This is a genomic window from Thioclava sp. GXIMD4215 (assembly GCF_045291555.1).
Taxonomy (GTDB): domain Bacteria; phylum Pseudomonadota; class Alphaproteobacteria; order Rhodobacterales; family Rhodobacteraceae; genus Thioclava; species Thioclava litoralis.
This window is the reverse complement of the sequence record NZ_CP149515.1, coordinates 2832972-2858254: the sequence shown is the minus strand read 5'-3', so window position 1 is coordinate 2858254 and position 25283 is coordinate 2832972. Positions and strand designations below refer to the sequence as shown.

The 25283-nt window shown below is 61.7% G+C and carries 25 protein-coding genes and 1 pseudogene; 10 read left to right on the top strand and 16 right to left on the bottom strand.

What is annotated here, in order from left to right:
- Nucleotides 1–63 precede the first annotated feature (63 nt).
- Complete coding sequence (gene ilvN / locus WDB86_RS14305) at nt 64–624, top strand: acetolactate synthase small subunit (RefSeq protein ID WP_339107837.1); 561 nt, start codon at nt 64–66, stop codon at nt 622–624.
- A gap of 141 nt (nt 625–765) precedes the next feature.
- Here the strand turns inward: ilvN and WDB86_RS14300 are convergent, their stop codons facing one another.
- The 4 genes from WDB86_RS14300 to WDB86_RS14285 all read right to left on the bottom strand — a co-directional run bounded on the left by WDB86_RS14300 (nt 766) and on the right by WDB86_RS14285 (nt 4153).
- Nucleotides 766–1014: a hypothetical protein gene (locus WDB86_RS14300; protein WP_339107838.1), complete on the bottom strand. Its 249-nt coding sequence runs from the start codon at nt 1012–1014 to the stop codon at nt 766–768.
- A gap of 268 nt (nt 1015–1282) precedes the next feature.
- Entirely contained in the window at nt 1283–1993 is a 711-nt protein-coding gene (locus WDB86_RS14295) for an alpha/beta fold hydrolase (RefSeq protein WP_406736225.1), read from the bottom strand.
- A 139-nt stretch (nt 1994–2132) separates the two neighbouring features.
- Nucleotides 2133–2879, bottom strand: coding sequence for an alpha/beta hydrolase (locus WDB86_RS14290; RefSeq protein ID WP_406736224.1), 747 nt, complete (start codon nt 2877–2879; stop codon nt 2133–2135).
- Entirely contained in the window at nt 2876–4153 is a 1278-nt protein-coding gene (locus WDB86_RS14285) for an MFS transporter (protein ID WP_406736223.1), read from the bottom strand. Before WDB86_RS14285 ends, WDB86_RS14290 begins: the two co-directional genes overlap by 4 nt.
- 187 nt (nt 4154–4340) lie before the next feature.
- Between WDB86_RS14285 and thrS the strand changes: the two genes are divergently transcribed.
- Together thrS and WDB86_RS14275 are read left to right on the top strand one after the other, a co-directional pair.
- Nucleotides 4341–6287, top strand: a complete 1947-nt coding sequence (thrS, locus tag WDB86_RS14280) for a threonine--tRNA ligase (RefSeq protein ID WP_406736222.1) — start codon at nt 4341–4343, stop codon at nt 6285–6287.
- A 230-nt stretch (nt 6288–6517) separates the two neighbouring features.
- On the top strand, nt 6518–6724 hold the full coding sequence (locus WDB86_RS14275; RefSeq protein WP_339107843.1) for a cold-shock protein: 207 nt from the start codon (nt 6518–6520) through the stop codon (nt 6722–6724).
- A gap of 179 nt (nt 6725–6903) precedes the next feature.
- On the opposite strand, the gene WDB86_RS14270 is transcribed toward WDB86_RS14275, so the two are convergent.
- The 5 genes from WDB86_RS14270 to WDB86_RS14250 all read right to left on the bottom strand — a co-directional run bounded on the left by WDB86_RS14270 (nt 6904) and on the right by WDB86_RS14250 (nt 10882).
- On the bottom strand, nt 6904–7191 hold the full coding sequence (locus WDB86_RS14270) for a helix-turn-helix transcriptional regulator (protein ID WP_339107844.1): 288 nt from the start codon (nt 7189–7191) through the stop codon (nt 6904–6906).
- A gap of 130 nt (nt 7192–7321) precedes the next feature.
- Nucleotides 7322–7648: an ArsC/Spx/MgsR family protein gene (locus WDB86_RS14265; protein ID WP_339107845.1), complete on the bottom strand. Its 327-nt coding sequence runs from the start codon at nt 7646–7648 to the stop codon at nt 7322–7324.
- A gap of 1 nt (nt 7649) precedes the next feature.
- Nucleotides 7650–8327 (bottom strand): ABC transporter ATP-binding protein, encoded by a 678-nt coding sequence (locus WDB86_RS14260; protein WP_339107846.1) that lies wholly within the window; start codon nt 8325–8327, stop codon nt 7650–7652.
- Nucleotides 8320–9612, bottom strand: a complete 1293-nt coding sequence (locus WDB86_RS14255; RefSeq protein WP_339107847.1) for a lipoprotein-releasing ABC transporter permease subunit — start codon at nt 9610–9612, stop codon at nt 8320–8322. Before WDB86_RS14255 ends, WDB86_RS14260 begins: the two co-directional genes overlap by 8 nt.
- 97 nt (nt 9613–9709) lie before the next feature.
- The gene (locus WDB86_RS14250) at nt 9710–10882 is read right to left on the bottom strand and encodes a cytochrome-c peroxidase (RefSeq protein ID WP_406736221.1); all 1173 of its coding nucleotides are present in this window, start codon (nt 10880–10882) and stop codon (nt 9710–9712) included.
- Nucleotides 10883–11011: 129 nt separating this feature from the next.
- Here WDB86_RS14250 and WDB86_RS14245 point away from each other — a divergent pair, with 129 nt between their 5' ends.
- The gene (locus WDB86_RS14245; protein WP_406736220.1) at nt 11012–11788 is read left to right on the top strand and encodes a hypothetical protein; all 777 of its coding nucleotides are present in this window, start codon (nt 11012–11014) and stop codon (nt 11786–11788) included.
- A 43-nt stretch (nt 11789–11831) separates the two neighbouring features.
- Here the strand turns inward: WDB86_RS14245 and proS are convergent, their stop codons facing one another.
- Nucleotides 11832–13172, bottom strand: a complete 1341-nt coding sequence (gene proS, locus WDB86_RS14240; protein ID WP_406736219.1) for a proline--tRNA ligase — start codon at nt 13170–13172, stop codon at nt 11832–11834.
- 82 nt (nt 13173–13254) lie between these two features.
- The gene (locus WDB86_RS14235) at nt 13255–13770 is read right to left on the bottom strand and encodes a hypothetical protein (RefSeq protein ID WP_406736218.1); all 516 of its coding nucleotides are present in this window, start codon (nt 13768–13770) and stop codon (nt 13255–13257) included.
- A 200-nt stretch (nt 13771–13970) separates the two neighbouring features.
- On the opposite strand from WDB86_RS14235, the gene WDB86_RS14230 reads away from it, so the two are divergent.
- From WDB86_RS14230 to WDB86_RS14215, 4 genes and pseudogenes are all read left to right on the top strand, one after another.
- Nucleotides 13971–15053 carry an AI-2E family transporter gene (locus WDB86_RS14230; protein ID WP_339107852.1) on the top strand — a complete coding sequence of 361 codons (1083 nt, stop codon included), beginning with the start codon at nt 13971–13973 and terminating at the stop codon, nt 15051–15053.
- 34 nt (nt 15054–15087) lie between these two features.
- A complete protein-coding gene (locus tag WDB86_RS14225) occupies nt 15088–15780 on the top strand; it encodes a DnaA ATPase domain-containing protein (protein WP_339107853.1) in 693 nt (230 codons plus the stop codon).
- 46 nt (nt 15781–15826) lie between these two features.
- A complete protein-coding gene (locus WDB86_RS14220; RefSeq protein ID WP_406736217.1) occupies nt 15827–17992 on the top strand; it encodes an RNA degradosome polyphosphate kinase in 2166 nt (721 codons plus the stop codon).
- A 51-nt stretch (nt 17993–18043) separates the two neighbouring features.
- Nucleotides 18044–19587 (top strand): annotated as a pseudogene (locus WDB86_RS14215) (Ppx/GppA family phosphatase).
- Here WDB86_RS14215 and WDB86_RS14210 read toward each other — a convergent pair.
- The 3 genes from WDB86_RS14210 to WDB86_RS14200 form a co-directional block, all read right to left on the bottom strand.
- Nucleotides 19584–20618 carry an endonuclease/exonuclease/phosphatase family protein gene (locus WDB86_RS14210; RefSeq protein WP_406736216.1) on the bottom strand — a complete coding sequence of 345 codons (1035 nt, stop codon included), beginning with the start codon at nt 20616–20618 and terminating at the stop codon, nt 19584–19586. The pseudogene WDB86_RS14215 and the gene WDB86_RS14210 sit on opposite strands and share 4 nt — an antisense overlap.
- Before the next feature lie 7 nt (nt 20619–20625).
- A complete protein-coding gene (locus tag WDB86_RS14205; protein WP_406736215.1) occupies nt 20626–21324 on the bottom strand; it encodes a TerB family tellurite resistance protein in 699 nt (232 codons plus the stop codon).
- 155 nt (nt 21325–21479) lie between these two features.
- Nucleotides 21480–21980, bottom strand: a complete 501-nt coding sequence (locus WDB86_RS14200) for an Lrp/AsnC family transcriptional regulator (protein ID WP_339107858.1) — start codon at nt 21978–21980, stop codon at nt 21480–21482.
- A 237-nt stretch (nt 21981–22217) separates the two neighbouring features.
- Between WDB86_RS14200 and trxB the strand changes: the two genes are divergently transcribed.
- Together trxB and WDB86_RS14190 are read left to right on the top strand one after the other, a co-directional pair.
- On the top strand, nt 22218–23171 hold the full coding sequence (gene trxB / locus WDB86_RS14195; protein WP_406736214.1) for a thioredoxin-disulfide reductase: 954 nt from the start codon (nt 22218–22220) through the stop codon (nt 23169–23171).
- Nucleotides 23172–23386: 215 nt separating this feature from the next.
- Nucleotides 23387–24463: a Hint domain-containing protein gene (locus WDB86_RS14190; RefSeq protein ID WP_406736213.1), complete on the top strand. Its 1077-nt coding sequence runs from the start codon at nt 23387–23389 to the stop codon at nt 24461–24463.
- A 147-nt stretch (nt 24464–24610) separates the two neighbouring features.
- On the opposite strand, the gene WDB86_RS14185 is transcribed toward WDB86_RS14190, so the two are convergent.
- Nucleotides 24611–24841 carry a DUF1150 family protein gene (locus WDB86_RS14185; protein ID WP_406736212.1) on the bottom strand — a complete coding sequence of 77 codons (231 nt, stop codon included), beginning with the start codon at nt 24839–24841 and terminating at the stop codon, nt 24611–24613.
- Between the two features lie 21 nt (nt 24842–24862).
- Nucleotides 24863–25276 carry an Hsp20 family protein gene (locus WDB86_RS14180; protein WP_339107862.1) on the bottom strand — a complete coding sequence of 138 codons (414 nt, stop codon included), beginning with the start codon at nt 25274–25276 and terminating at the stop codon, nt 24863–24865.
- Nucleotides 25277–25283: the final 7 nt, after the last annotated feature.

Sequence of the window (25283 nt, the reverse complement as noted above, 5' to 3'; positions counted from 1 at the left end):
GCCTGATCGGGCGGGTCCGCCCCGCCCGAGCGCTGAAATGCATGGATTGAAAGGAGACAGGCTATGGCCGCTCTGAACATCAAAAAGGGCTCGACGAGCCATTCGGCCTATGACCTACGGGATTTCCATTCCGAGGTCGTGCAAAGCCACACGCTGGCGCTGATCGTGGAAAACGAAGCGGGCGTTCTGGCCCGTGTGATCGGGCTGTTTGCCGGTCGCGGGTATAATATCGACAGCCTCACCGTGGCCGAGATCGACCATAAGGGCCACCGTTCGCGCATCACCATCGTGACCCGCGGCACCGTGGCCGTCGTCGAACAGATCAAGGCCCAGCTTGGCCGCATCGTGCCGGTGCATGAGGTGATCGACCTGACCATCGAAGGTCAGGCCGTTGAACGCGAACTGGCGCTGATCAAGGTGGTGGGCGCGGGCGACAAGCGTATCGAGGCGCTACGTCTGGCCGAGATCTTCCGCGCCAATGTGGTGGATTCGACGCTGGAGAGCTTTGTCTTCGAGATGACCGGCGCGCCCGAGAAGATCGACGCCTTTGCAGAGCTGATGCGTCCGCTGGGGCTCAGCGATGTGGCCCGCACCGGTGTTGCGGCGCTGTCGCGCGGGATCTGACCACCGCGTCGACCACCGCGTCACTGGCCCCGAAATACACAAAGGCGCGGCTGTCCTGCCGCGCCTTTAGTCTATTCCGGCACACCCGCTTCCGGAATGACGCCTTCGGAATGTCTGGCTTCGAAATGTCTGTGCAACCGGTCAGGGCGGATCTTGCAAGAAGACATCGCCCATCAACGCCCCCTCGATCATTTTGACCAAAGCGGCCGCCCGCCGCGCCTCTGCCATGTGACGTTCCAGAACCGCGCCCGCATCGGCTTCCACACGGATCGCCCCACGCCTGCTGCTGCCCCGCGCCGGCGGGCTCAGGCGCGCCATTTGCGCCACGGCATCATTTGCAGGCTGTGGACGCGCCGCGTCGTTCTCATATTGCGGTGCGCTGTAGCTCACCAGATCACACCCCTTTTCCAAGGAAGCAATGCGCACAGAGCTGCCCTGAAAATATCGATGATCGTAAACGGGGTCGTTCGCTTTGAAAGTGCAACTCACGATACGGATCATCAGGCCCTCCCTGCCATCGATCGCCTTCGTGCAAGGCAATTGAAATAACCGAACCCACTATTCACCGTAGACAAGAGAATAGAGGCGCAAAAGTTCTTTCTGCCTCTCAGGAAGATGTTCCAGTGCAAACGTTAAAAAAACCCAAAGAAAGTATCTATTATTTGAAAGATTCTGGCAGGTTGAGCCAGTCCCGCAGCGCCTCGGTGACCACCTTCGGTTGCTCGAGCGGCGCCAGATGCCCTGCCTGCGGGATTTCCTTGTAAACGCCATGCGGAATCAGTTCGGCCAGAAACTGGTGACGGCGCGGCGGGCAAATCGTATCGGCCTCGCCGCAGAGCAAAAGCGCCCGCAGGCGGGCCGTGCGCAGCGACCGCTGCTGGTCGGGGCGGCGCATCAGCGCCCGCGACTGGGCGGCAAACCGGTCAGCGCCCAGGCTGCCTGCCATATCCAGCAAGATCGCCTGAACCGTAGCGCGATGTTCGCCCGCAGCCAGAGCCTCCGCAGGCACCTCTTCCAGCATGGCATCATCCAGACGCCCGATTTTGGCCCGCAGGATCCGCTGCTCGCGTAACCCCGCCATTGTGGGCGTTTCTGTCAGGGGCGACACGTTCATCAGGGCAATACGGCTGATCCGCTCGGGGGCCTGCTTGAGCATTTCCATCGCCACCAGCGCGCCCAGCCAATGCCCTGCCAAAGCAAAACGCGGCGGCGCATCCGCCAGCACCGCCTGCGCCATCGCCTCGACGCTCTCGCCCCGCAGCGGACAGACCATCACCGATCGTTCTGCGGAAAGCTCTGCAACCTGATGCCAATACATACGGGCATCGCACATAAAGCCCGGAAGCAGAACCAGTGGTTCAGCTGTCATCGCTCGAATTCCCTCTTCCTCTTGTGGCGGCTTCACCGCTCTTGACACCAATGTGACGCAAGGGCGGTGGAGATTGAAGCGGAAATGTCATCTCGGGGTTATAACGGCGGCCGCAAGTGACTGGATCAGGGGTGATCCCTTACGGAATACGGGCCAGTACATCGGCCACGGCACGCTCGATCATCTTCAGACAATCCTCATCCGAGAAGCGGTGATCGGCGCCCTTCACCAGTTGCAGCGTCATATCGGGGCAATCGGCGTGATTCAGCAGCCGGATCGCCCAGTCATAGGGCACAGCCTCGTCATTGGTGCCCTGCAAAAGGCGCGTCGGGAAGGGCAGCGACAGCGGGTCGCGCAGCACCAGACGGGTGCGGCCCTCGTTGATCAGGCGGCGGGTGATGATCATCGGCGCGCCATAGTCCGAGGGGAGCGCGATCTGCCCTTCGGCTTCCAGCTTATGCTTGGTTTCCTTATCGAAACTGGCCCAATAGCCGTCTTCGGTGAAATCAGGCGCCGCAGCAATCGTCACCAGACCGGCCACACGGTCGGGGATCGTGCGCGCCACCAGAAGCGACACCCAGCCACCCATCGACGAGCCCACCAGAACCTGCGGCCCCGATGTCAGCGTGGTGATCACCGCCATCGCGTCCTCAAACCAATCGCCAATCGCGCCTTCCTCGAAGGTCCCCGAAGACACCCCGTGGCCGGAATAATCGAACCGCAGGAAGGACTTGCCCTGAGCCTTGGCCCATTGCTCCAGCGCGAGCGCCTTGGTGCCCTCCATATCCGAGCGCAAGCCCCCCAGAAACACGATACCCGGCTCGCTGCCCTCGATACGGTTATAGCCGATCTTGCGGCCTTCGGGTGTGGTCAGGAAATCGGTCATGTCTGAACCTCGGTCAATTTCGTTGCAATCCAAGCGCCTGCCACAGACATCACAAGAAACACCCCGATGACAAGGGGCACCGAGACACTTCCCAGTGCGGCAGCCCCTGCCCCCGCCACCAGCAGGAAGATGCCCACGACCGTATTCGAGACCGCCGTGTAATCCGCCCGCTCGCCCGGCCCCGACATATCCACCAGATGAGTAGAGCGCCCCTGACGCACCCCATGATAGGCCAGCATCAGGCAAAACAGCACGACAGGCATCGCCCAGATGGTCTGCGCCAGCCCCATAGCGTTCATCCCCAAGGCCAGCGCCAAGCTGAGCGCCGCCGCAAGCCCCGCATAGATCAGCACGCGGCGCGAGGAGCGGTCCGACAGCCGCCCCCAGATATAGGCCGAAAGGAAAGCCGCCACGGAGGAGGCCAGCACCAGCCCGCCCAATTCGGCAAAATCCTGACTGCCCTTGGAGGCCAAAAGCACCAGATAGGGCGGCGCCAAAGCCGTACCGACCAGAAGCGCGCGCGCCATAATGAACAGCCGCAGCTGGCGGTCTTCGCGCATCAGGGTCCAAGGGTTGGGCAGGCCTGATTCCCCTGTGCCGCCATCGTCATCCTCGACCATCAGCGCCATCATAACCGCGCCAATCCCCCAGCCGATAGAAGCCAGAAAGATCGCCCATTCGACCAAGGCATAGCGATCCACCGGCACAAACAGCAGCACCAGCGCAAAGATCACCACCGCCGCCGAGCCGATCGTCGAGGCCGTGCCGGTCACCGTCCCGCGGCGGCTTTGACCAATCGTCTTGCCCAGCACATCCTTATAGGCCACCGAACAGGCCGAGCGCGCCACCGCCAGCACCGCCAGAAGTGCCACGATTACCGCACCCGCCACGGCGCCCTCAAGCCGCAGGCCCGCCAGCGCGATGCCGCCCGCCGCAAGCCCCTGAACGGCCGAGCCCAAAGCCCAGACCCATTTGCGCCGTCCCCGCCCGTGGATCAGCGCCGCCGTGAAAATCTGCGGCAAAAGCGCCCCCGCCTCGCGCACCGGCACCAAAAGCCCTGTGTAGAAAGCCCCTGCCCCCAGATGGCCGAGAAGCCAACTAAGCACCAGCTTCGGGTCAATCAGCCCATCCGCCGATTTTGTCCCCGCCAACCCCACGATATGGCGCAGAAAATTCGAGGGCTCCGCCTCGCGGGGGGCGGGTTTCAGGCCGCCGTCACGGTCGGGGTCGTCCACAAGGCGGCGGAAGAGGGAACGGCTGAACTGGCTGGGCATGAGGACCTCGCTGCGACTTCCATAGATAACGGTGCTGTGAATGGGGAAGTTCCGCCATAGGCACCCGTTTTTATGGACATTCTTTATCGAAGACTTGACACCGTTTCCTGCGGGTTCCACAAGGCCCCCGAATACATAACTTGCAACCGGGCGTTCCGTGGGCGCCAAACCGACGAGGAGGACTCAGATGTCCCAGATTACCCTCACCTTCCCCGATGGAAATCAGAAGCAGGTCGATGCCGGCATCACGCCGATGGAAATCGCCGAGGGCATTTCCAAATCCCTGTCGAAGAAGGCGATCTCTGCGCAGGTGAATGGCCAGCATTGGGATCTGCAATGGCCGATCAAGGAAGATGCGCAGATCGCCATCAACACCATGTCCGATGATGCGCCCGCGCTGGAACTGATCCGCCACGATCTGGCCCATATCATGGCCCGCGCCGTGCAGGAGATCTGGCCGGATGTGAAAGTGACCATCGGTCCGGTCCGCGACAACGGCTGGTTCTATGATTTCGACCGCGCCGAGCCCTTCACCCCCGAAGACCTCGCGGTGATCGAGAAGAAGATGCGCGACATCATCAACGCCCGCGAGCCGGTGAAGACCGAGCTGTGGTCGCGCGAAGACGCCATCAAATATTACGAGGACCGTGGCGAGCCCTTCAAGGTCGAGCTGGTCAATCGCATCCCCGAAGGCGAGGACCTGCGGATGTATTGGCATGGCGACTGGCAGGACCTCTGCCGTGGCCCGCACCTTGTCCATACCGGTCAGGTGCCCGCCGATGCCTTCAAGCTGACCCATGTGGCGGGCGCCTATTGGCTGGGTGATTCCAGCCGCCCGATGCTGCAGCGGATCTATGGCGTGGCCTTCAAGACCAAGAAGGACCTGAACGCCTGGACCACCATGATGGAAGAGGCCGCCAAGCGCGACCACCGCCGTCTGGGCCGCGAGATGGACCTCTATCACATGCAGGAAGAGGCCCCCGGTCAGGTCTTCTGGCACCCCAATGGCTGGACCATCTACACCACGCTGCAAGACTATATGCGCCGCAAGCAGCGCGCCGACGGCTATGTCGAGGTGAACACCCCGCAGGTGGTGAACCGCAAGCTCTGGGAAGCCTCGGGGCATTGGGAAAACTATCAGGAGAACATGTTCATCGTCGAAGTGGACGAGGATCATGCCCGTGAGAAAACCGTCAATGCGCTGAAGCCGATGAACTGCCCCTGCCACGTGCAGGTATTCAACGTGGGGCTGAAATCCTATCGCGACCTGCCGCTGCGTATGGCCGAATTCGGGTCGTGCAACCGCTATGAACCCTCGGGGGCGCTGCACGGTATCATGCGGGTGCGCGGCTTTACCCAAGATGACGCGCATATTTTCTGCACCGAGGCGCAAATCGAGGAAGAAACCGCCAAGTTCATCAGCTTCCTTGCGGGCATCTATGCCGATCTGGGCTTCGAGAACTGGACGATCAAGCTCTCGACCCGCCCCGAAAAGCGCATCGGCACGGAAGAAAGCTGGGACCGCGTCGAGGCGGCGCTTGGCAATGCGTGCAACCACGCAGGCTATGAATACGAGATTCAGGAAGGCGAAGGGGCGTTTTACGGGCCGAAGCTTGAATTCACCCTGACCGATGCGATTGGCCGCGAATGGCAATGCGGCACGCTGCAGGTGGACCCCAACCTCCCCGAGCGTCTGGATGCCAGCTATATCGGGCAGGATGGCGAGCGTCACCGCCCCGTCATGCTGCACCGCGCGGTTCTGGGGTCCTTCGAGCGCTTCATCGGCATGCTGATCGAGAATTTCGCGGGCAAGCTGCCTTTGTGGCTGGCGCCGCGTCAGGTGGTTGTGGCCTCGATCGTGTCGGATGCCGATGACTTCGTGCGCGAGGTCACTGCTGCATTGACGGCCCGTGGCATCCGTGCCGAAGCCGATACGCGCAACGAGAAAATCAACTATAAGGTGCGCGAGCACAGCCTTGGCAAAGTGCCCTATATCTTTGCCATCGGGATGAAAGAAGTTGAGGAGCGGACCGTTTCGGTGCGTCGTCTGGGGGAAAACCGCACCGAGACCGTCGCATTGGACGAAATTATCGCAACGCTTGCATCGGAAGCCCTCGCCCCCGATCTGCGCTAATTTTTCGGGCAAAATGCCATGCGCCGTGGCGCCATATCACAGAAAGGTGAGAGAGTTCGCTCTCTCGCCATTTCGTCATTGCATTTTCATACGCATGGTTCATGTTCGTACTCGCGTGTAACGCTGACTTTCTACCCCGTGTCCTAAGGGCTGCCGGGCGACTTGGAAGACCAGGCAGCACGGCCCGGTTGCAATCTCGCCGCCGGGAAGACCTGAAGGAGACTACGGGAATGGCCACTGGCACCGTAAAATGGTTCAACACCACCAAAGGCTACGGCTTCATCGCCCCCGATGAAGGCGGCAAAGATGTGTTCGTCCATATTTCTGCAGTTGAGCGCGCAGGGCTGACCGGCCTCGCCGACAACCAAAAGATCGAATACGAACTGATCAGCGGCCGTGACGGTCGTGCCTCTGCTGGTGAGCTCAAGGTTCTCTGAGCTTCATAGTCAGATGACGAGACGGCCCGATTCCATCATCGGGCCGTTTTATTTTATCGGCACCCTCCCTGCCCCGAAGACACCTGCCCCCGCAGTTCCGGAACAAAGCAAAAGCGCGCCGGATCAGGCGCGCAGGTCTGGGAGCTTGTCCAGAAAGCAGAGTATCGACAGGCCAAGGCTTATTCGCGCAGATCACCTTCCGGCACACCCAAAGCCGCAGCCGCCCGCAGCCGAAGATCGGATCCCAGCGCCTCTTTGCGGCATTCGATCCGCGCAAGCTGTTCCGGCGAAATCCCGACCGCATCTGCCAGACCCGCAGTCGACAGATTGGCCGCATGACGCCATGCGCAAAGCGGCGTTGCGCCCGCAGTAATCCAGGCAAGATGCACCCAATAATCGGGACGGACGGAAGTCACACGGGTAACCGGCGCACCCATAAGCTGGGCGGGGCTTGCAAGCTGAACCATACGGAATCCTTCCGTTACTGCGTCTTTTCATTACTCTGAACGACAGAGGTTAAAAATTCCGACGCGGAAAACTGATACATCAGGAAAGAAACATAAGCTGGTAAATAAAGTTCCCGCCCAGCCCAAATTTTTATGCCAGCCAGAGCCCCTGAACATCTTTCGCCCAGCCCAGCGTCATTTGCCCTGCCTCCTCAAGCACAGGACGTTTCATCAAGGTAGGGTGCAGGGCCAGAAGGTCTTTGACGGGCGTGGCGCGTTCGGCCTCGTCCAGCCCCCGCCATGTGGTGGAGGATCGGTTCAGCAGCTTGTCCCCGAAAGCCTCGTAAAAGGCCGCCAGCTTTTCCGCCGACAGAGGCGTTTCGCGAATATCGTGAAAGATCACGGTCTTGCCCGCGGCCTCCAAGGCTTTGCGCGCTTTGCGGCAGGTATCGCAGGTCTTTATGCCATATAGATCCATATCAGTCCCTCAACAGCCCCCCATCCAGCCGGAGCACCCGATCCATACGCTGTGCAAGCTCCATATTATGGGTCGCAATCAGCGCCGAAAGATTCGTCTCGCGCACGAGATCCATCAGCGCCGCGAATACCGTATCCGAGGTCGCCGGATCAAGATTGCCGGTGGGTTCATCCGCCAGAAGCAGGCGCGGTTTATTGGCCAAGGCGCGGCAAAACGCTACCCGCTGCTGTTCGCCGCCCGAAAGCGCCGAGGGGCGGTGGCTGGCGCGGTCTTTCAGGCCGACGCGCTCCAGCAGGGAGCGGGCATGAGACACCGCCTCGGCACGGGCGACCCCATTGGCCAGTTGCGGCAGCACGATATTTTCCTCGGCGGTAAATTCGGGCAGCAGATGATGGAACTGGTAGACAAAGCCCAGCGAATTCCGCCGTGCCGCCGTACGCCGCTTGTCGGAGGCGCGCCCCAGATCCTCACCGTCAATCTGCACCTCGCCGGTATCGGGCGTATCCAGCAGCCCCGCGATATGCAGAAGCGTCGATTTACCGGTGCCCGAAGGCGCGACCAGTGCCACCACCTGCCCCGGTGCAATCGCCAGATCAAGGCCCCGCAGCACAGCGATCTCTTTGGCCGTGCCACGGTTATAGATTTTCTCGATGCCGGAGAGCTTCAACACATCACTCATAGCGCAGGGCCTCCACAGGGTTCAGACGCGCCGCACGACGGGCGGGAAAAATTGTCACCACAAAGCTGAGCCCAAGCGACAGGCCCACGGATTTGACCACATCCATCACCTGCAGCTTGGCGGGCAGCTCGTAGATGCCGCGCACCGAGGCATCCCAGACATCGCCGCCATTGAGCGCATTCAGCCCGTCCATGATGTGCTGGATATTCAGCGAGAACACCACCCCCACGACCAGCCCCGCAAGGGTGCCGATCACGCCGGTAAAGGCGCCACACAGAAAAAACACCCGCAGGATCGAGCCTTCGGTCAGCCCCATCGTGCGCAAGATCCCGATGTCGCGGCCCTTGTTCTTGACCAGCATGATCAGGCCCGAGGTGATATTCATCGAGGCAATCAGCACCAGCACCGACAGGATAATGAACATCACATTATCCTCCATCGTCAGCGCCTTGAGAAAGCTCCCCGAGCTGTCGCGCCATGTCCAGAGCATGGTGCCCTCGCCGCCCGCCTCCATAAGCTGGGGCGTCCAGTTATCCACATTCTCGGGGTCGGTCACACTGACATCAATCTCGTCGGCCCCACCCTCGCGGTTGAAATAGCTCTGGGCTTCGGTGAAAGGCATATAGATACGGGTCTGGTCGATGTCATAGCGCCCCGCCGAGAAGATATAGGTCACCGTATAGGCCGAGACCCGCGGGCTGGTGCCAAAGGCGGTCTTGGCCCCTTCGGGCGACAGAAGGCGCAGCTTGTCCCCCAGACCGATGCCAAGGTCGCGCGCCATGCCGGACCCGATGGCGATGCCCTGATCGAAATTGTCCAGACTGCCAATGGCCTGATCCGAATGCGCCACGCCGGGGATTTTTTCCAGATCCGCTTTGCGGATGCCGAACACCTCGCCCACATTGTTGCGGTCGTTGAACGTGGCCATCACCTGCCCTTTCACCAAGGGCGCGGCATCTGTCACACCGGGAATTGCGGCGATGCGCTTGGCGCGTGCGTCATAATCACGGATGATCCGGCTATAGACGCCCGAGCCCTCCACCACCTCGGTTGGTGCCGAATAGACCGTGACATGGGGATTTGCACCAAGAATGGTATCCACGAATTCCGCGCGGAAGCCCGCGCGCACGGCCAGCGTGATGATCAGCGCAGCCACCCCCAGCGTGATGCCGATCAGGCTGATCCAGGTCATCACCGAGACCCCGCCTTCGGCCCGACGTGCCCGCAAGTAACGCCAGGCAATCATGAATTCAAACGCCGAGAAGGGCCTGCTTTGGCCAGCCATATGGTCTCTCCGGATAATCGTAATCGCGCGGCACAGTTGCGGCACGCGGGGGAAAGGTCAAGCGCTGGCCGGTGCCACCTGCATCAAACTGCCGATATTACGGCTCCAGCAGCGGCTCGTAGCGCGCATCGGTCAGGGTCTTGAGAAACGCCACCAGCGCGTCGATACGCTGGTCATCCAGCGCAGGCCCGATCTCCAGCTCTTTAAGGGACAGCGTCCCCGCCACTTCCGGCGGCGCAAAGGGCTTGCCGGTTTCGGGGTTGATATGCCGCTCGGGGCGCTTGGTGTTATAGGTGTTGTAGAACAGGATCACCGTGCGCAGGTCGGAGAACACCCCGTTATGCATATAGGGGCCGGTGACCGCCACATTGCGCAGGGTCGGCACCTTGAACTTGCCCGCCTGTGCGGGGTCGGTGATGGCGGGGTTGGCCAGAAGCCCCTGATCGTGGAAATCGCTGGCCACACCATTCAGCCCGCGCGCGGCAACATTCACCGGCACACCGATATTATGGTATTGGTAATTCGAGAAGGTCTCCCCCGCCTCGCCCGGTGTCGCGCGCAGCTGATGGCACTGGTTGCAATTTGTAAACTGCTGCGAAAAGAACAGGATGCGCCCCAGTTCCTCTTCATCCGTCAATTCGATCTCGCCGCGCAGAAAACGGTCATAGCGGCTGTCGAAAGGGGCGAATTCGTCCGTGGCCTCGAAGGCGGCAATCGCCTTGGTGGCGGCGGCCAAAGTGGCTTCGGGGTCGGCTTCGGGGTCGGCAATGCCCGCCAGATCGCGGGCCAGCCGCGCCTGATCGGGGTTTTCAGCCAGTCGCCGGGCAAACAGCCCCGCCGATGCCAGCCCCATCTCGATCGGGTTGAACAGCGGGCCACGCGCCTGCTCGGTCAGATCCTTGGCACGCCCGTCATGGAACTGCCCGCCACGATAGATCCCCGAGCCATCCTGACCGAAGGCGGGGGAAAAGCGCGCATAGCCCAAAGTCGGCGCGTTCCTGTCGCCCAGGCTTGTCATGTCATCGCCCAAAGACACCGCCCGCCCCGCCTGTGATTCACGTGGATCAGTGAAGGCCAGCGCCGGATCATGGCAGGTGGCGCAGGATTGCGTGCCATTCTGCGACAGCTCGGTGTCGTGAAACAGCATCTCCCCCCACGCGGCCCAAGGCGCGGGTGCCGCCTCTTGCGCGGCAAGTGGCGCGGCAAGCGGTGCCGCACAGGCAACGCCAAGGACAAACGCGGACAGACGGAACAGAACGGGCATCGGCATCACGGGATGTTACAAACCTACAGACCAAGCCCATGCCGCATTTTCCTGATTTTTTCAATCAAGATCTTGCATATTGCCTGCGATCCCACCCTGTGCCAGATGCCACAAAGCAATGACGGGCTGTTTCTGATGCGCTATATTCTGCAAGGTTTTCTTATTCTCGGACTGACATTCCTGACCCAGATCGGCGGGGTGGCGTGGCTGCTTTCTTTGTCCATGCCACGGCGCACTCTGCGTCTGGCGCTCTTTGCGCTGAGCTATCTGGTGTTATGGGCGGCCTGCCTGTGGCTTGCACCGCTGGGCGATCGGGTGGCCCTCCCCTGCCACGGCACTGGCCACGCCACTGGCCCGCTGGAAATGCGTAGCTGGCTGACCTGTGCACTCAACCGCAATTATGTGACGCCCGATCTGAAAGCCGCGCTGGAACGCACGGCCCAGACCATGCAGGACCGCCATCCGGGAACGATCACGCAGGTGCTGGACGCCAATTTCCCCTTTCTCGACGGTTTTCCGCTGCTGCCGCATCTGTCGCATAAGGACGGGCGTAAGGCGGATCTGGCGCTGTATTATATGCGCGACGGGCAGTATCTGGCGGGCAAGACCCGCTCGCCCATCGGCTATTTCGCCTTCCAGCAGGGGCCCTCGGACTGCCCGCGCAAATGGCCGACGCTGCGCTGGGATATGGGGTGGCTACAGGGGCTCTTCCCCGACTATCAGCTGGACCCTCTGCGGACCCGCGATCTGCTGGCGGTTCTTCAGGCCGACCCTGCCATCGGCAAGGTCTTTCTGGAGCCGCATCTGTTGGCAGAGATCGGCGCAAACGAGCCCAAGATCCGTTTTCAGGGCTGTCGGGCGGCACGCTATGACGACCATCTGCATCTGCAACTGGCGCCCCGAGACGGATGACCGCATGAAAAACCCCCGCTTGCAGGAAGCGGGGGTCTGGAACTTAGCGGTGGGGGGCGTAGATCTCGATGATCTTGGCCACGGCGGCCTCTGCCGACATTTCCTCGCTTTCGCCGCTACGGCGCGAGGTCAGTTCGACCTTATTGGCCGCCAGACCGCGCGGCCCCACGGTAATCCGCCACGGCAGACCGATCAGGTCCATCGTGGCGAATTTCGCGCCCGCCCGTTCGTTGCGGTCATCGTAAAGCGGGTCCAGACCCGCCTTCACCAGCGCGGCATAAAGCGCGTCGCAGGCACTATCACAGGCCGCATCGCCCTGCTTGAGGTTGACGATCCCCACGTGGAAGGGGGTCACACCCTCGGGCCAGATGATGCCCTTGTCGTCATGGTTCGCCTCGATCAGCGCGCCGACCAGACGCGAGACACCGATCCCGTGCGAGCCCATCTCGACCGGCACTTTCGACCCGTCGGGCGTCTGGACAACAGCGCCCATCGATTCCGAATATTTGGTGCCGAAATAGAAGATCTGGCCGACCTCGATCCCGCGCGCCGATTTGCGGCGCTCTTCAGGGACCTCGTTGAAGATCGCCTCGTCATGGGTCTCGTCGGTGCGGGCGTAAAGCGTGGTGAACTCCTTGCAGATCGCTTCCACCTCTTCGCGGTTGTCGTAATCCACCTCGCGGTTGCCCAGCGTCAGGTCGGTGACATTGCTGTCATAGAACACCTCCGACTCGCCCGTGGGGGCCAGCACGAGGAACTCATGGGTATTGTCGCCACCAATCGGGCCGGAATCGGCGCGCATCGGGATCGCGGTCAGGCCCATACGCTCATAGGTGCGCAGGTAGGACACCATATGGCGGTTATAGGCATGCAGCGCGTCTTCGCGGGTCAGATCGAAACTATAGCCGTCTTTCATGAAGAATTCGCGGCCACGCATCACACCGAAACGCGGGCGGACCTCGTCGCGGAATTTCCACTGGATCTGATACAGCGTCATCGGCAGCGATTTGTAGCTTTCGACATGGGCGCGGAAGATGTCGGTGATCATCTCCTCATTGGTCGGCCCGTAAAGCATGTCGCGGCCATGGCGGTCCTTGATACGCAGCATCTCGGGGCCATAGGCGTCATAGCGGCCCGATTCCTGCCAGAGTTCCGCCGATTGCATCGTCGGCATCAGCACCGGAATATGGCCCGCGCGGATCTGTTCCTCATGCACGATCTGTTCGATACGGCGCAGAACCTTATAGCCCAGCGGCAGCCACGAATAGATACCGGCCTGCTGTTGCTTGATCATGCCGGCACGCAGCATCAGCCGGTGCGAGGCAATCTGCGCCTCGGACGGGTTTTCCTTCAGAACGGGAAGAAAGTAACGGGAAAGACGCATGAGGGACGGCCCCTGTCGGTTAGGTGAAACTGGCCTTCGGGCTAGCCCATTCGGCGCGGTCAGGCAAGAGCAACCACGCGCATCACAGATCTTGCGCCTGCTCCGCAGTGTCCGGCACGGTCTGGAACAGCGCACAGGCAAGCTGCACACCGTTCCGGCGCAGGCTGACCGCACGCGGCTGCCGCGAAAGGAAGGCGCTGCGCACATCGGTATCGGGCAGAAGATATTCGGCCTTCTGACGACCGGCGGCAGGCAGCAGCAATTTCGGTGCCTGCCCCTGCGCCTGCATTTGGCGGTCGGCCTGTGCCTTGGGGTCGGGCGGAAGATCCGATTGCGGGATCAGCAGCGTGCCCGCCGCCCCACGCGGACAGGCGCTGGCCGAGGCCAGCTCGACCCCTGCCCCGAGCCTGTCGCCTGCCGCCAGTTCGACCGTAGCCAGCGCCAGACGCACAGACCCCTCCTCGGGGGCCAGATCGGCGACCGTCACAGAGGCCAATGCCTGCCCCTGTGCATCGACCAGATCGGCGCGGGCCGTCTCTGCGGCGGCTGGAAGTGCAAGCCCCAGCGAAACCGTCGCCATCACAAAGAAGGTCTTCATTTTACGCTCCTGTTTGTGGCGCGTCATGAGTGACGCCCGCCGCCCTTGGATGCAAGCCCCGCCCGCCTATCTTATGTTCACGTCTTCTCAAGCGCCCTGACATGCGCAACCGCGAGGGCGTCGGGGACACTGTCCGGTGCGGGCGGTTGCCTTTGCCCGATTTTTCGTCATTCTGCGCAAGACCCATATCAGGAGCAATCATGTCTTTTACCATGCGCAACCAAGCGCTCATCTGGTCCATCGTCATCGTCGTTTTCGTGCTGGCGCTCTGGCTGATGGGAGATGTGATCCTGCCCTTTATCGTGGGCGGTGCCATCGCGTATTTCCTTGATCCCGTGGCCGACCGGCTGGAAAAATTCATGTCGCGCGCCTTGGCCACCACCGTGATTGCCGTCACCGCCACGCTGATCTTCGTGATTGCGGCGCTGGCCATCGTGCCGCTTCTGGTCGACCAGCTGACGCAACTTGTGCAAACGGCGCCGCAGATTTTCAACCAGTTGAAAGACTTCCTGACGACCCAATTCCCCGAACTGGCACAAAGCGGCTCGCCGGTAAACGAGGCGCTGGTTTCGATCGGGCAGACCATTCAGGAGCGCGGCGGCGAGCTGGCCAGCACCCTGCTCAGCTCGGCTATGGGCGTGGTCAATTTCATCGTCTTCATCGTCGTGGTGCCGGTGGTGGCCTTCTATATGCTGCTCGACTGGGACCCGATTGTGGCCAAGGTCGACCGGATGCTGCCGCGCGAACATGCCGCCACCATCCGCAGCCTCGCGCGCGATATCGACCGCGTCCTGTCGGGCTTCGTGCGCGGGCAGGTGACCGTCTGCCTGATCCTCGGGACGTTCTACGCCGTCGGGCTGATGCTTGCAGGGCTGAACTTCGGCCTGATCGCGGGGGCGATTGCGGGGTCGTTGACCTTTATCCCCTATGTCGGTGCGATTATCGGCGGCAGCCTTGCCATCGGGCTTGCGCTGTTCCAGTTCTGGGGCGAATGGGGCCATATCGCGATTGTGGCGGCCATATTCGCGCTGGGGCAGTTTCTGGAAGGCAATATCATCACGCCGAAGCTTGTCGGCAATTCCATCGGGCTGCATCCTTTGTGGCTGATCTTCGCCCTGTCGGCCTTCGGGACGCTGTTCGGTTTTGTGGGGATGCTGGTTGCGGTGCCTGTCGCGGCGATGCTGGGTGTGCTTGCACGTTTTGGCATCCAGCAGTACATGCAAGGACCGCTTTACAAAGGGGTCGGCGCCAAGGATCTTCCGCCGGAAGATTTCACCAAGTAAAAAGGCACGACCCGGCCAGACCGGGGGAGGCAGGATGACAGGCAAACAGCTGATATTCGACCTGCCGCTGCGCCAGTCGCAGGGGCGCGAGGATTACTATGTCGCACAGGCCAATGCGCTGGCACTGGCGATGCTCGACACGCCCGAAAGCTGGACCTCGGGGCGAATGATCCTGACCGGCGATGCCGGCGCGGGCAAAACCCATCTGGCGCAGATCTGGGCCGATGCGAACCGCGCGCCGCTGATCCCCGCCGCCGAATTGCAGAACTATGATGCGCCTTGGCTGGCAACAGCGGGCGCAATCGTCGTGGATGACGCCAATCACATCGCGGGCACCCGCGAACGCGAATCACTGCTGTTCCACCTGTGCAATCTGTGTCAGGCGGAGGGGGTGAAGCTTTTGTTGACCGCCCGCACCGCGCCGCGTGACTGGGGGCTTGTGGTGCCGGACCTGCGCTCGCGTATGGAGGCCACGACCAGCGCCAAGATCATGCCACCCGATGATGCGCTGCTGGCTGCCGTTCTGGTGAAAATGTTTGCAGACCGCCAGATTCATGTGCCGGTGACGCTGATCCCGTGGCTTGTCAGCCGGATGGACAGGTCTCTGGCGACGGCGCGGGCACTGGTGGCCGCTCTTGACGCAAGGTCACTGTCGGAAAAACGCGCGATTACCCGCTCTTTGGCCTCGGACGTTCTGGACAGTCTTGGTCTTCACGAGGAAGATTGATCAAACTGTCATCTTTCCGATACATTTCAGGGCAATAACCGCGGTCATGACACAGGCTGATTTTCTCAAAACCCCGTTTCCCGTGCCCGTCGAACTTCCCGAGGAAGTCATCTCCGGTCCCGGACGTTTCTTCAACCGCGAGCTGTCATGGCTCGCGTTCAACTGGCGGGTCTTGGAAGAGGCCACCAATCCGCGCGTTCCGCTGCTGGAACGGCTGCGCTTCGTCTCGATCTCGGCCACCAATCTTGATGAGTTCTACACCGTGCGCGTGGCCGGTCTGCGTGAACTGGTCCGCGAGGGCAACAATATCCCCTCGCATGACGGGCTCACCCCGCGCGAACAGCTGCAACTGATCAATGAAGACGCCCGCCAGCTGATGGATATGCAGCAATCGAGCTGGAACACCATCCGGCGTGAACTGGACGAGGCGGGCATCCATGTGGTGACCCGCGCGACGCTGACCGAAGACGATCTGGTTTTCCTGCGCGATCACTTCCTGCAAAAGGTGTTTCCGGTACTCTCGCCTCTGGCGATTGATCCGGCCCACCCCTTCCCGTTCATCCCCAATCTGGGCTTCTGTCTGGCACTGGAGCTGGAACGCCCCGGCGACAAGCGCCGCATGCAGGCGCTTCTGCCGATTCCGCAGCAGATCGACCGGTTTGTCCGCCTGCCCGGAGAGGCGCGCTTCCTGCCGCTGGAAGACGTGCTGCTCTTGCACCTGAACTCGCTCTTCCCCGGCTTCCGCGAGCGCGGCCATTGTGCCTTCCGCGTGCTCCGCGACAGCGATCTCGAGATCGAGGACGAGGCCGAGGATCTGGTGCGCGAATTTGAAACCGCCCTGAAGCGGCGGCGGCGCGGTCAGGTGATCCGGCTGAAAATCACGGCAGGTGCGCCCGAAAGCCTGCATCAGGTGATCCGCGAGGAATTGCATGTCACGCAAGACGAGGTAGTGGAAGTGCGCGGCCTTCTGGGCGTGGCCGATCTCAAGGAGCTGATCCTTGACGACCGCCCCGACCTGCTCTGGCCCTCCTTCACCCCCCGCGTTCCCGAACGGGTGCAGGACCATGAAGGCAATATGTTCGCGGCGATCCGCCAGAAAGACATGTTGCTGCATCACCCCTACGAGACCTTCGATATGGTGGTGCGGTTTCTGGCACAGGCGGCCAATGACCCCAATGTGGTGGCCATCAAGCAGACCCTCTACCGGACCTCGAAGGATTCCCCCATTGTCGCCGCGCTCTGCGAGGCCGCCGAGAACGGCAAGATGGTCACGGCACTGGTCGAGCTGAAAGCCCGTTTCGACGAGGCCGCCAATATCCGCCAGTCGCGGATGCTGGAACGCGCGGGCGCGCATGTGGTCTATGGTTTCACCAATTACAAAACCCACGCCAAGATCAGCACCGTGGTGCGCCGCGAGGGAGACAGCCTAGTAACCTATACCCATTACGGCACCGGCAACTACCACCCGATCACGGCCAAAATCTATACCGATCTCAGTTTCTTCACCTGTGACGATGCGCTCGGGCGCGATGCGACCAAGGTTTTCAACTATCTTTCGGGCTATGTGCAGCCGGAAAATCTCGAGAACCTTGCAATCTCGCCCCATACGCTGAAGCCGCGCCTGCTGGAGCTGATCGCCCGTGAGGCCGAACATGCCAAAGTCGGCAAACCCGCCGAAATCTGGGCGAAGATGAATTCGATCATCGACCCCGAGGTGATCGACGCGCTCTATGCCGCCTCGAATGCGGGCGTGAAGATAAGCCTTGTGATCCGCGGCATCTGCGGCATCCGCCCCGGCATCAAGGGCCTGTCGGAGAATATCCGCGTGAAATCTATCGTCGGGCGCTATCTGGAGCATTCGCGGATCGTCTGCTTTGGCAATGGCCACGGGCTACCCTCGAAAAAGGCGCGGGTCTTTTTCAGCTCGGCCGACTGGATGGGGCGCAACCTCAACCGGCGCGTGGAAACGCTGGTGGAGACCACAAACCCCACCGTCAAGGCGCAGATCACCGAACAGATCATGGCGGCGAATATGGCCGATGAGGCCCAAAGCTGGATTTTGCAGCCCGATGGCAAATTCATCCGTTATCTGCCCGAGGACAATCAGACGCTGTTCAGCTGTCACCGCTTCTTCATGGAAAACCCGTCGCTTTCGGGACGGGGTTCCGCAGGGGCAAGCGACGTGCCAAAGCTTGCTCATAGCTTCGACTGAGCCTAGAATTTGGGCGATGTTTGTTTAGCCCGGAAGGCACAGATGGCAGATATGGTGGCCGTCGGTAGCAGCACTGACAATGACGAGTGGGATCCCTTCGGAAAACCGCTCTTTGACGACCCCTCGATTCGCGCGCTCAGCCGTGTTGGGGTCGTCGATATAGGCTCGAACTCTATCCGCATGGTCGTCTTTGACGGCGCGGCGCGTTCGCCTGCCTATTTTTCAATGAGAAGGTCATGGCGGGGCTCGGGCAGGGGTTGGCCGAGACGGGCCGATTGAACCCCGAAGGGCGCATCCGCGCCCTGACCGCGATGCGCCGCTTTGCCGCGCTGGCCAAGGGGATGAAGGTCAATTCACTGACCTGTGTGGCCACCGCCGCCATGCGCGATGCCGAAGACGGGCCGGACTTCCACAAGCTGATCGAGCAGGAAACCGGCCTGACCATCCATGTGGTGGACGGTCCCGAAGAGGCGCGACTGTCGGCACAGGGCGTGCTGCTGGGCTGGCCCGATGCCAACGGTCTCATCTGCGATATCGGCGGCAATTCGATGGAACTGGCAGAGGTGCGAGATGGCAAGGTCTGGCGGCGGGTTTCCTCGCAGCTCGGGCCGTTCCGTTTGCAGCTTGTGGGCGACCGTGCGGCGCAGATTGCCCATGTCAAAGAGACCATGCAGCGGCTGGCCGCCGAGGTGGGCACCGATTACGAGCGGATCTATCTGGTTGGCGGATCGTGGCGCGCCATTGCCCGCATCGATATGGAGCGCGAGGCCTATCCGCTTCTGGTGCTACATGAATACCGGATGACACCGGAGGCGGTGGGCAAAACCCTCGAGATGATCGAAAGCACCAATCTCTCGGATTTGCGCACCCGCACCGGCATCGGTTCGGCACGGATGGATCTGGTGCCCTATGCGGCCATCGTGCTGCGCGAACTGGTCGCGCTGTTCCAGCCCGCCGAAATCGACGTGTCCTCTTACGGGATCCGCGAGGGGCTGCTTTACGAACAGATGCCCGACCGTCTGCGCCGCCGCGATCCGCTGATCGAGGCGTGCCGTCATGCCGAACGCCGTGCCGCCCGCCTGCCCGGCTTTGGCAAGAAGATGCACAGCTTCATCCAGCCGATCTGGGGCGAGGTGCCGCCCGAAACCTACCGTCTGATCCGTGCGGCCTGCCTGCTGCATGACACGACATGGCGCACCCATCCCGATTACCGCGCCGATGCCTGTTTCGAAAACGTCACCCGCGCCAATATGGCGGCCTTGTCCCATCCGGAGCGGATTCTGGTCGGGCTGGCGCTTTTGCATCGCTACAAGAACAACCGCTCGAACTCGGCGCATCAGGCCCTTTTCAAGCTGCTCTCGAAAGACCAGATCCGCGAGGCCGAAATCTTGGGCAAGGCCATGCGCTTTGCGGCCATGTTCTCGATTGACGATCCGACCGAGGCGGGCGTGCTGACCCATCACCGCGAGGACAAGCGGCTGGAACTCAGCCTGACCCGCAAGGGCGCGGACCTGTTTGGCGAAGTCACCGAATCGCGCTTCACCTCGCTATGCAATTCGCTTGGCGTGAAGCCGGTCATCCGCCAGCCCGCCTAAGGGCGGCCTTGTGCTGCCCCTGCTTCGGCGGGGGCATGCAGCACCAGATCCAGCGATACCGGAAAATGGTCCGAAGCGGTCAGCAGCGCCTCCCGCAATTCGGCATTGCGATAACAGACGGGGTCGTCGAACGGATGCCAGATCCGCCATGCAGGCCGGTTGGCGCAAAGATCCCCCGACACCATGATGTAATCGACCATCGCGCCGAAATAATGCTGATCGGCCACAGACCAGAACCGCGCCGATGCGGGTTGGGCAAGCGTCGGCCCGACCTGCAGGCGGGCATGCGGATCATGCAGCAGATACCGCCCCGGCCCGAGCTGCCCCGAAATCACTTCCAGCGCGGATTGGCCCAGCACTTCTTCATATTCGTCCAGCCCCGGACCATCGTTCAGATCTCCCAGCAAAATCAGTGACTTCCCCTGCCGTAGCAGGTCCTCCACCCGCTCGCGCAGCCAGAGCGATTGCACAAGCTGCTTGCGACGGCTGCGCAACGCCAGCCGGTGCATGTTCCGCGCGGTCTGGCCATGCGAGACCTTCGATTTGATATGCACCCCGATCAGATGGAAAGTACTGCCCGCACTCTCGATGATCGCTTCAAGCGGCGGCTTGTCGAAGACATGATCGGCCGCACTCAGCCCGTGCACGCGCGGCACCGGATGGCTTCCCGGTTCCGGATCAAGCCTCACCGCCACCCGATCAGGATCATAGAGCAAGGCGATCTCTTGTTGGGTCACACTGGCCGCCCCATGCAAACAAGCACGGGTGCGCAACCCGAAATACTCGGCAAACAGCTCCAGACTGACCCGTGTATGCCGCCCGACCCCGTCATCGGGGGCCTCGACCACAAGCATCAGATCCGCATCGACAGAGGCCATCACCCGCGCCACCGCCCGCGCCTGACCGGCGGCGGTCGTCTGCTCGTGGCGCGTGGGCCGCCCGTCAAATAACGGCTCGCCCTGCGCATCGAACAGATTGGTGAACCACTCCACATTATAGGTCGCGATCCGCAAATTGATATCGCGCTGCATGATGCCCCTAGGCCATCTCCCGCCGCGTGCGAATCTCTTCCCACGCACGGTTCAGCGCCACTGTCCGGTCTTGGGCCAGACGCACGGCCTCTTCCGGCATCCCGCGGGCAATCGCGCGATCGGGATGGGCCTCGCGTATCGCCGCCTTCCACGCCTTGCGCACCTCGTCAAGGCTCGCATCCGGCGCGACCTCCAGCACGGCCCAAGGGTCCGGATCGGACCCTGCCACGTAGCTGGCACGGATAGCGCTATAGCAGCAGTCCTTCAAACCGAAGATCCGCGCCACCTCTTTCAGGAAGATCTCTTCATTCTCGTGGAAATCACCATCGGCCACCGCAATGGCAAACAGCCCCTCCAGCACGTCTTTCAACACCCCGTTGCCCGGACCGAACATCGCGGCAATCTTGCGCGCATAGGCATCAAAACCGGCCACATCGGTGCGCGCCATGTTGAAGACACGCGCGGCATTGGTCTCTTCGCCCGGCGGGATCGAGAAAATCCGGCGGAATGTCTCGACCTCGTTACGGGTCACCTGCCCGTCGGCCTTGGCCATCTTTGCCCCCAGCGCGATCACCGCAATGGTGAAGGCCACCGACCGTTCGGGCGGCGCGCGCAGTTGGTCGAACACATCCGAAAGCGCCTCCCCCCGCGTCAGGGAAGCAAGTGCCGCCGCGATGCGCGACCATAGAGAAAGAGGCTTGTCCATGCAGCCAGTCTAGCCCGAAACAGCCCGACTGCACACCGCGATTTTTGCACAGAGGCTCACGAATTTATGCGCGGCTGCCAGATGCGGCCCCTTCGCTCGGGGCTACCTTCTTGGTCGTCAGGGCTTCACGCGCCCCGCCCCGTGGCCAGACAGGTTCAGGCCTGCTTGGCCAGACGGCTTTCCAGCACGTCGAAAGGCACACCGGGCTCGTCCTTGGCACAGCGGATCACCAGCGAGGTTTTCACGCTGGCCACGTTTTCCGCAGCGGTCAGATCGCTCATCAGGAAGCTCTGGAAGGTCGAGAGATCGGGGGCCACGCATTTCAGGATGAAATCGATCTCGCCATTGAGCATATGGCATTCCCGCACCAGCGGCCATGTATTGCAACGCGCCTCGAACTGCGCCAGATCGGCCTCGGATTGCGAATGCAGCCGGACCGAGGCAAAAACCTGCACCTCGAAATTCAGCTCGCGCGGGTTCACATCAGCATGGTAGCCGCGGATATATCCCGCCTCTTCCAGCGTGCGCACACGCCGCAGGCAGGGCGGTGCCGAGATCCCCACACGCTTTGCCAGCTCCACATTCGTCATACGCCCGTCGGCCTGTAACTCGGCCAAGATTTTCCGGTCGATTTCGTCAAGCTTTGAACTGGCCATGATCACACCTCCGCCTTGCGCCGAAAACTATCGAAAATATCGCAGTTGCGCAATAATATTTCACATCTTTATCTGCAAGCGCAATCGCACCCTGATTTCGCAAAGGCAGACCCGATCCGCCGCGCGGCACAATCGCATCAATCCTTCCGTCGAGCTCGGCGGGGGGTTTTCGTCGCAGGTTGCGGTGTCTATATCCGCATCAAACGCGCTGCAAGACAGGAATCTCAGGAGACCGGCATGTCCGAGACGACCAAGAAAACAAAACTGCTCATCATCGGCTCCGGCCCCGCTGGCTATACCGCAGGCGTCTATGCCTCGCGCGCCATGCTTCAGCCCGTTCTGGTGCAGGGCCTGCAACCGGGCGGCCAGCTGACCATCACCACCGAGGTCGAGAACTGGCCCGGCCATACCGAGGTGCAAGGCCCCGACCTGATGGTGCAGATGGAAGAGCATGCCCGCGCGATGGGCACCGAGATCATCGGTGATTACATCACCTCGCTCGATCTGGGCTCACGCCCCTTCACCGCGCAAGGCGACTCGGGCACCACCTATGTGGCCGATGCGGTCGTGCTGGCCACGGGTGCTCAGGCGAAATGGCTGGGCCTGCCCTCGGAAGACAAATTCCAGGGCTTCGGCGTCTCGGCCTGCGCCACCTGCGACGGGTTCTTCTATCGCGGCAAGGAGGTCGTGGTGATCGGCGGCGGCAATACGGCGGTGGAAGAGGCCCTCTTCCTGACCAATTTCGCCTCCAAGGTCACCGTGATCCACCGCCGCGACAGCTTCCGCGCCGAGAAGATCCTGCAAGAACGCCTGTTCAAAAACCCCAAGGTCGAGGTGGTCTGGAACCACACCGTTGAAGAAGTCCTTGGCACCGAGGCGCCCCTGGGCGTGACCGGCGTGCGGGTGAAATCCACCGCCGATGGCGCCGAGCGCGAAGTCCCCTGTGACGGTTTCTTCGTGGCCATCGGCCATGCGCCCGCTTCGGAACTGGTGAAGGACCAGCTCAAACTGCAGGAGGGCGGCTATGTTTGGGTCGAGCCGGGTTCGACCCGCACCTCGATCGAGGGCGTCTTTGCCGCAGGCGATCTGACCGACCACACCTACCGTCAGGCCGTCACCTCGGCGGGCATGGGCTGCATGGCCGCGCTGGATGCCGAACGCTGGCTGGCCGAACAGGGTCTGGCCGAATAACCCTGTCACACACAGACAGGTCCGGAACCTAACAAACCTCTGGAAAGCCGCCCCCCTCGGGGCGGTTTTTTGCCTTCCGGTTTCCCCTGCCCTGTTCAGGCCCGTTCCGTTCTGCCGCCCCCTATGGCCTGCGGCCTCCGGCGCATTTCACCGCAATTTAAGCTTTGTTTGCCAATCTCCCGAAGAACGGGATTTTGAAGCATAGATTGTAACCTATGGCAGATACATCTTCTTGGGGATGGTATTCCTCCAGCACATGGCCGGGCTATTCCGCAGCCTCGCAAGACAACCTCAATGCCAGCGGAAATGGCCGCTCGGTCGATCCGGCGGGCTATACCGAAATCACGCTACATGACACCAATAACGACGGAATTATCTGGGACTATGACACCGATGACGTGCATAGCCCCGATCCCGCCGAATATATCTCGGGCCCCTCGCTCAACCTCTATCCGCAGGAAATCGCGCTTTATACCAACTCGACGATGGTGGTGAACGGGGTCACCTATAGCGGACTGGAGATCGAGGTCACGCTGTTCACCGATGGCACATGGGGCGCCCGCCTGATGGACAGCTCCATTCCGGCGGGGGTGCATTACAGCAATGTCCAGTCCATCACATTGGGCACATGGGACGGGGTCGAATATGATGGCGTGACCATCGCCCATGTCGATGCCCCCTTCGTCTGCTTTGCGCAGGACACCCGCATCATGACAGTCGATGGCCCCCGCCCCGTGCAAAACCTGACCCCGCGCGACAGGCTGATCACCCCTCACGGACCGCCCGCCCGTATTCTCTGGATCGGTTGCCGCGAGGTCGCGGCCCTCGGGCGCGCCGCGCCTATCCGCTTTGCGAAAGGCATATTGGGCAACACGCGGGCGCTGCTTGTTTCGGCCCACCATCGGGTGCTGGTCAGCCATCCTGCCTTAGAAGACCTTACGGGATACAGGCAGGGTCTGGCTGCGGCGCGTCACCTTGTCGGGCTCAGGTCCGGCATCCAGCCCGTCGCCTATCCGCGGCTGCGATACTGGCACATCCTGACCGAGCATCATCAGGTCATCATGGCCGAAGGCGCATGGGCCGAAACCCTCTATCCCGGCACCGAGGCATGGGCGATGCTCGGCCCCGCCTGCCAGAAGCTGATCCGGCAATCGCTGCCCCAGCTTTCCCGCCTACCCGCAGATTACGGCCCGCTGGCCTATCCGGCCCTCTCCGGCAGAATTTGCCGCAAACTGGGTCCGGCGCTGCTGCCACATAACCAATCGCGGGGCCTGGAAAAAGGCGTGGCCTGAGGGTCCGGCGGGCCATGCCCCCCTTTGGGACCAGCCGCCGGACACGCCTCACGGCCAAAGAAAACGGGGCGCCTATGCGGCACCCCGATATCAGTCAGTCTTTCGCCTCCAGAGGCCGGATTTGTCTTCTGCCAACGGCCCTTGCGATCAATGCACCGTCACAGGCGCAAGGTCGTTCTGCCGCGCAAGGATAAAGGCCATTTCGCGGTCACGGACCAAGGCCAGCCGCTCGCCGTCAGAAGAATGCAGCGCGTAAAGCTGTTTGACATCGCCCAGCTGGGCTTTCACCTCGTCGGGCAGATCGCCCGCATCCACCGCACGGATATAGGCAATCCGGTCCGTCTGGCCTTCGGGCGCAAAGTCGAATTTCGTATGCATCGCAAGTCCTCCTGCCTGATGTTATTTTTTCGAGATCGGGATCGTCTGCACGACGGGATCGGGCACCACCCGCCGCAGATCGACATGCAAGAGCCCGTTTTCCATCGACGCGCCCGCCACATCGACCCCATCCGCCAGCACGAAGCTGCGCTGGAAGGCGCGTGCAGCGATTCCACGGTAAAGATAAACGCGGTCCGCACCGTCTTCACCCTGCCGACCACGGATCACAAGCGCGCGATCCTCCATCGTGATCGACAGATCCTCTTCGGCAAATCCCGCCACCGCCAGAGTGATCCGGTAGCAATCCGGCCCCGACTGTTCGATATTATAGGGTGGATAGGCATCCGACCCTGTTTTGGCCGTCCGTTCCACCAATCGTTCCAGCTGGTCAAAGCCCAGCAGATACGGATGCGACCCAAAGCCTAGTTTCGTCATCAGGCAA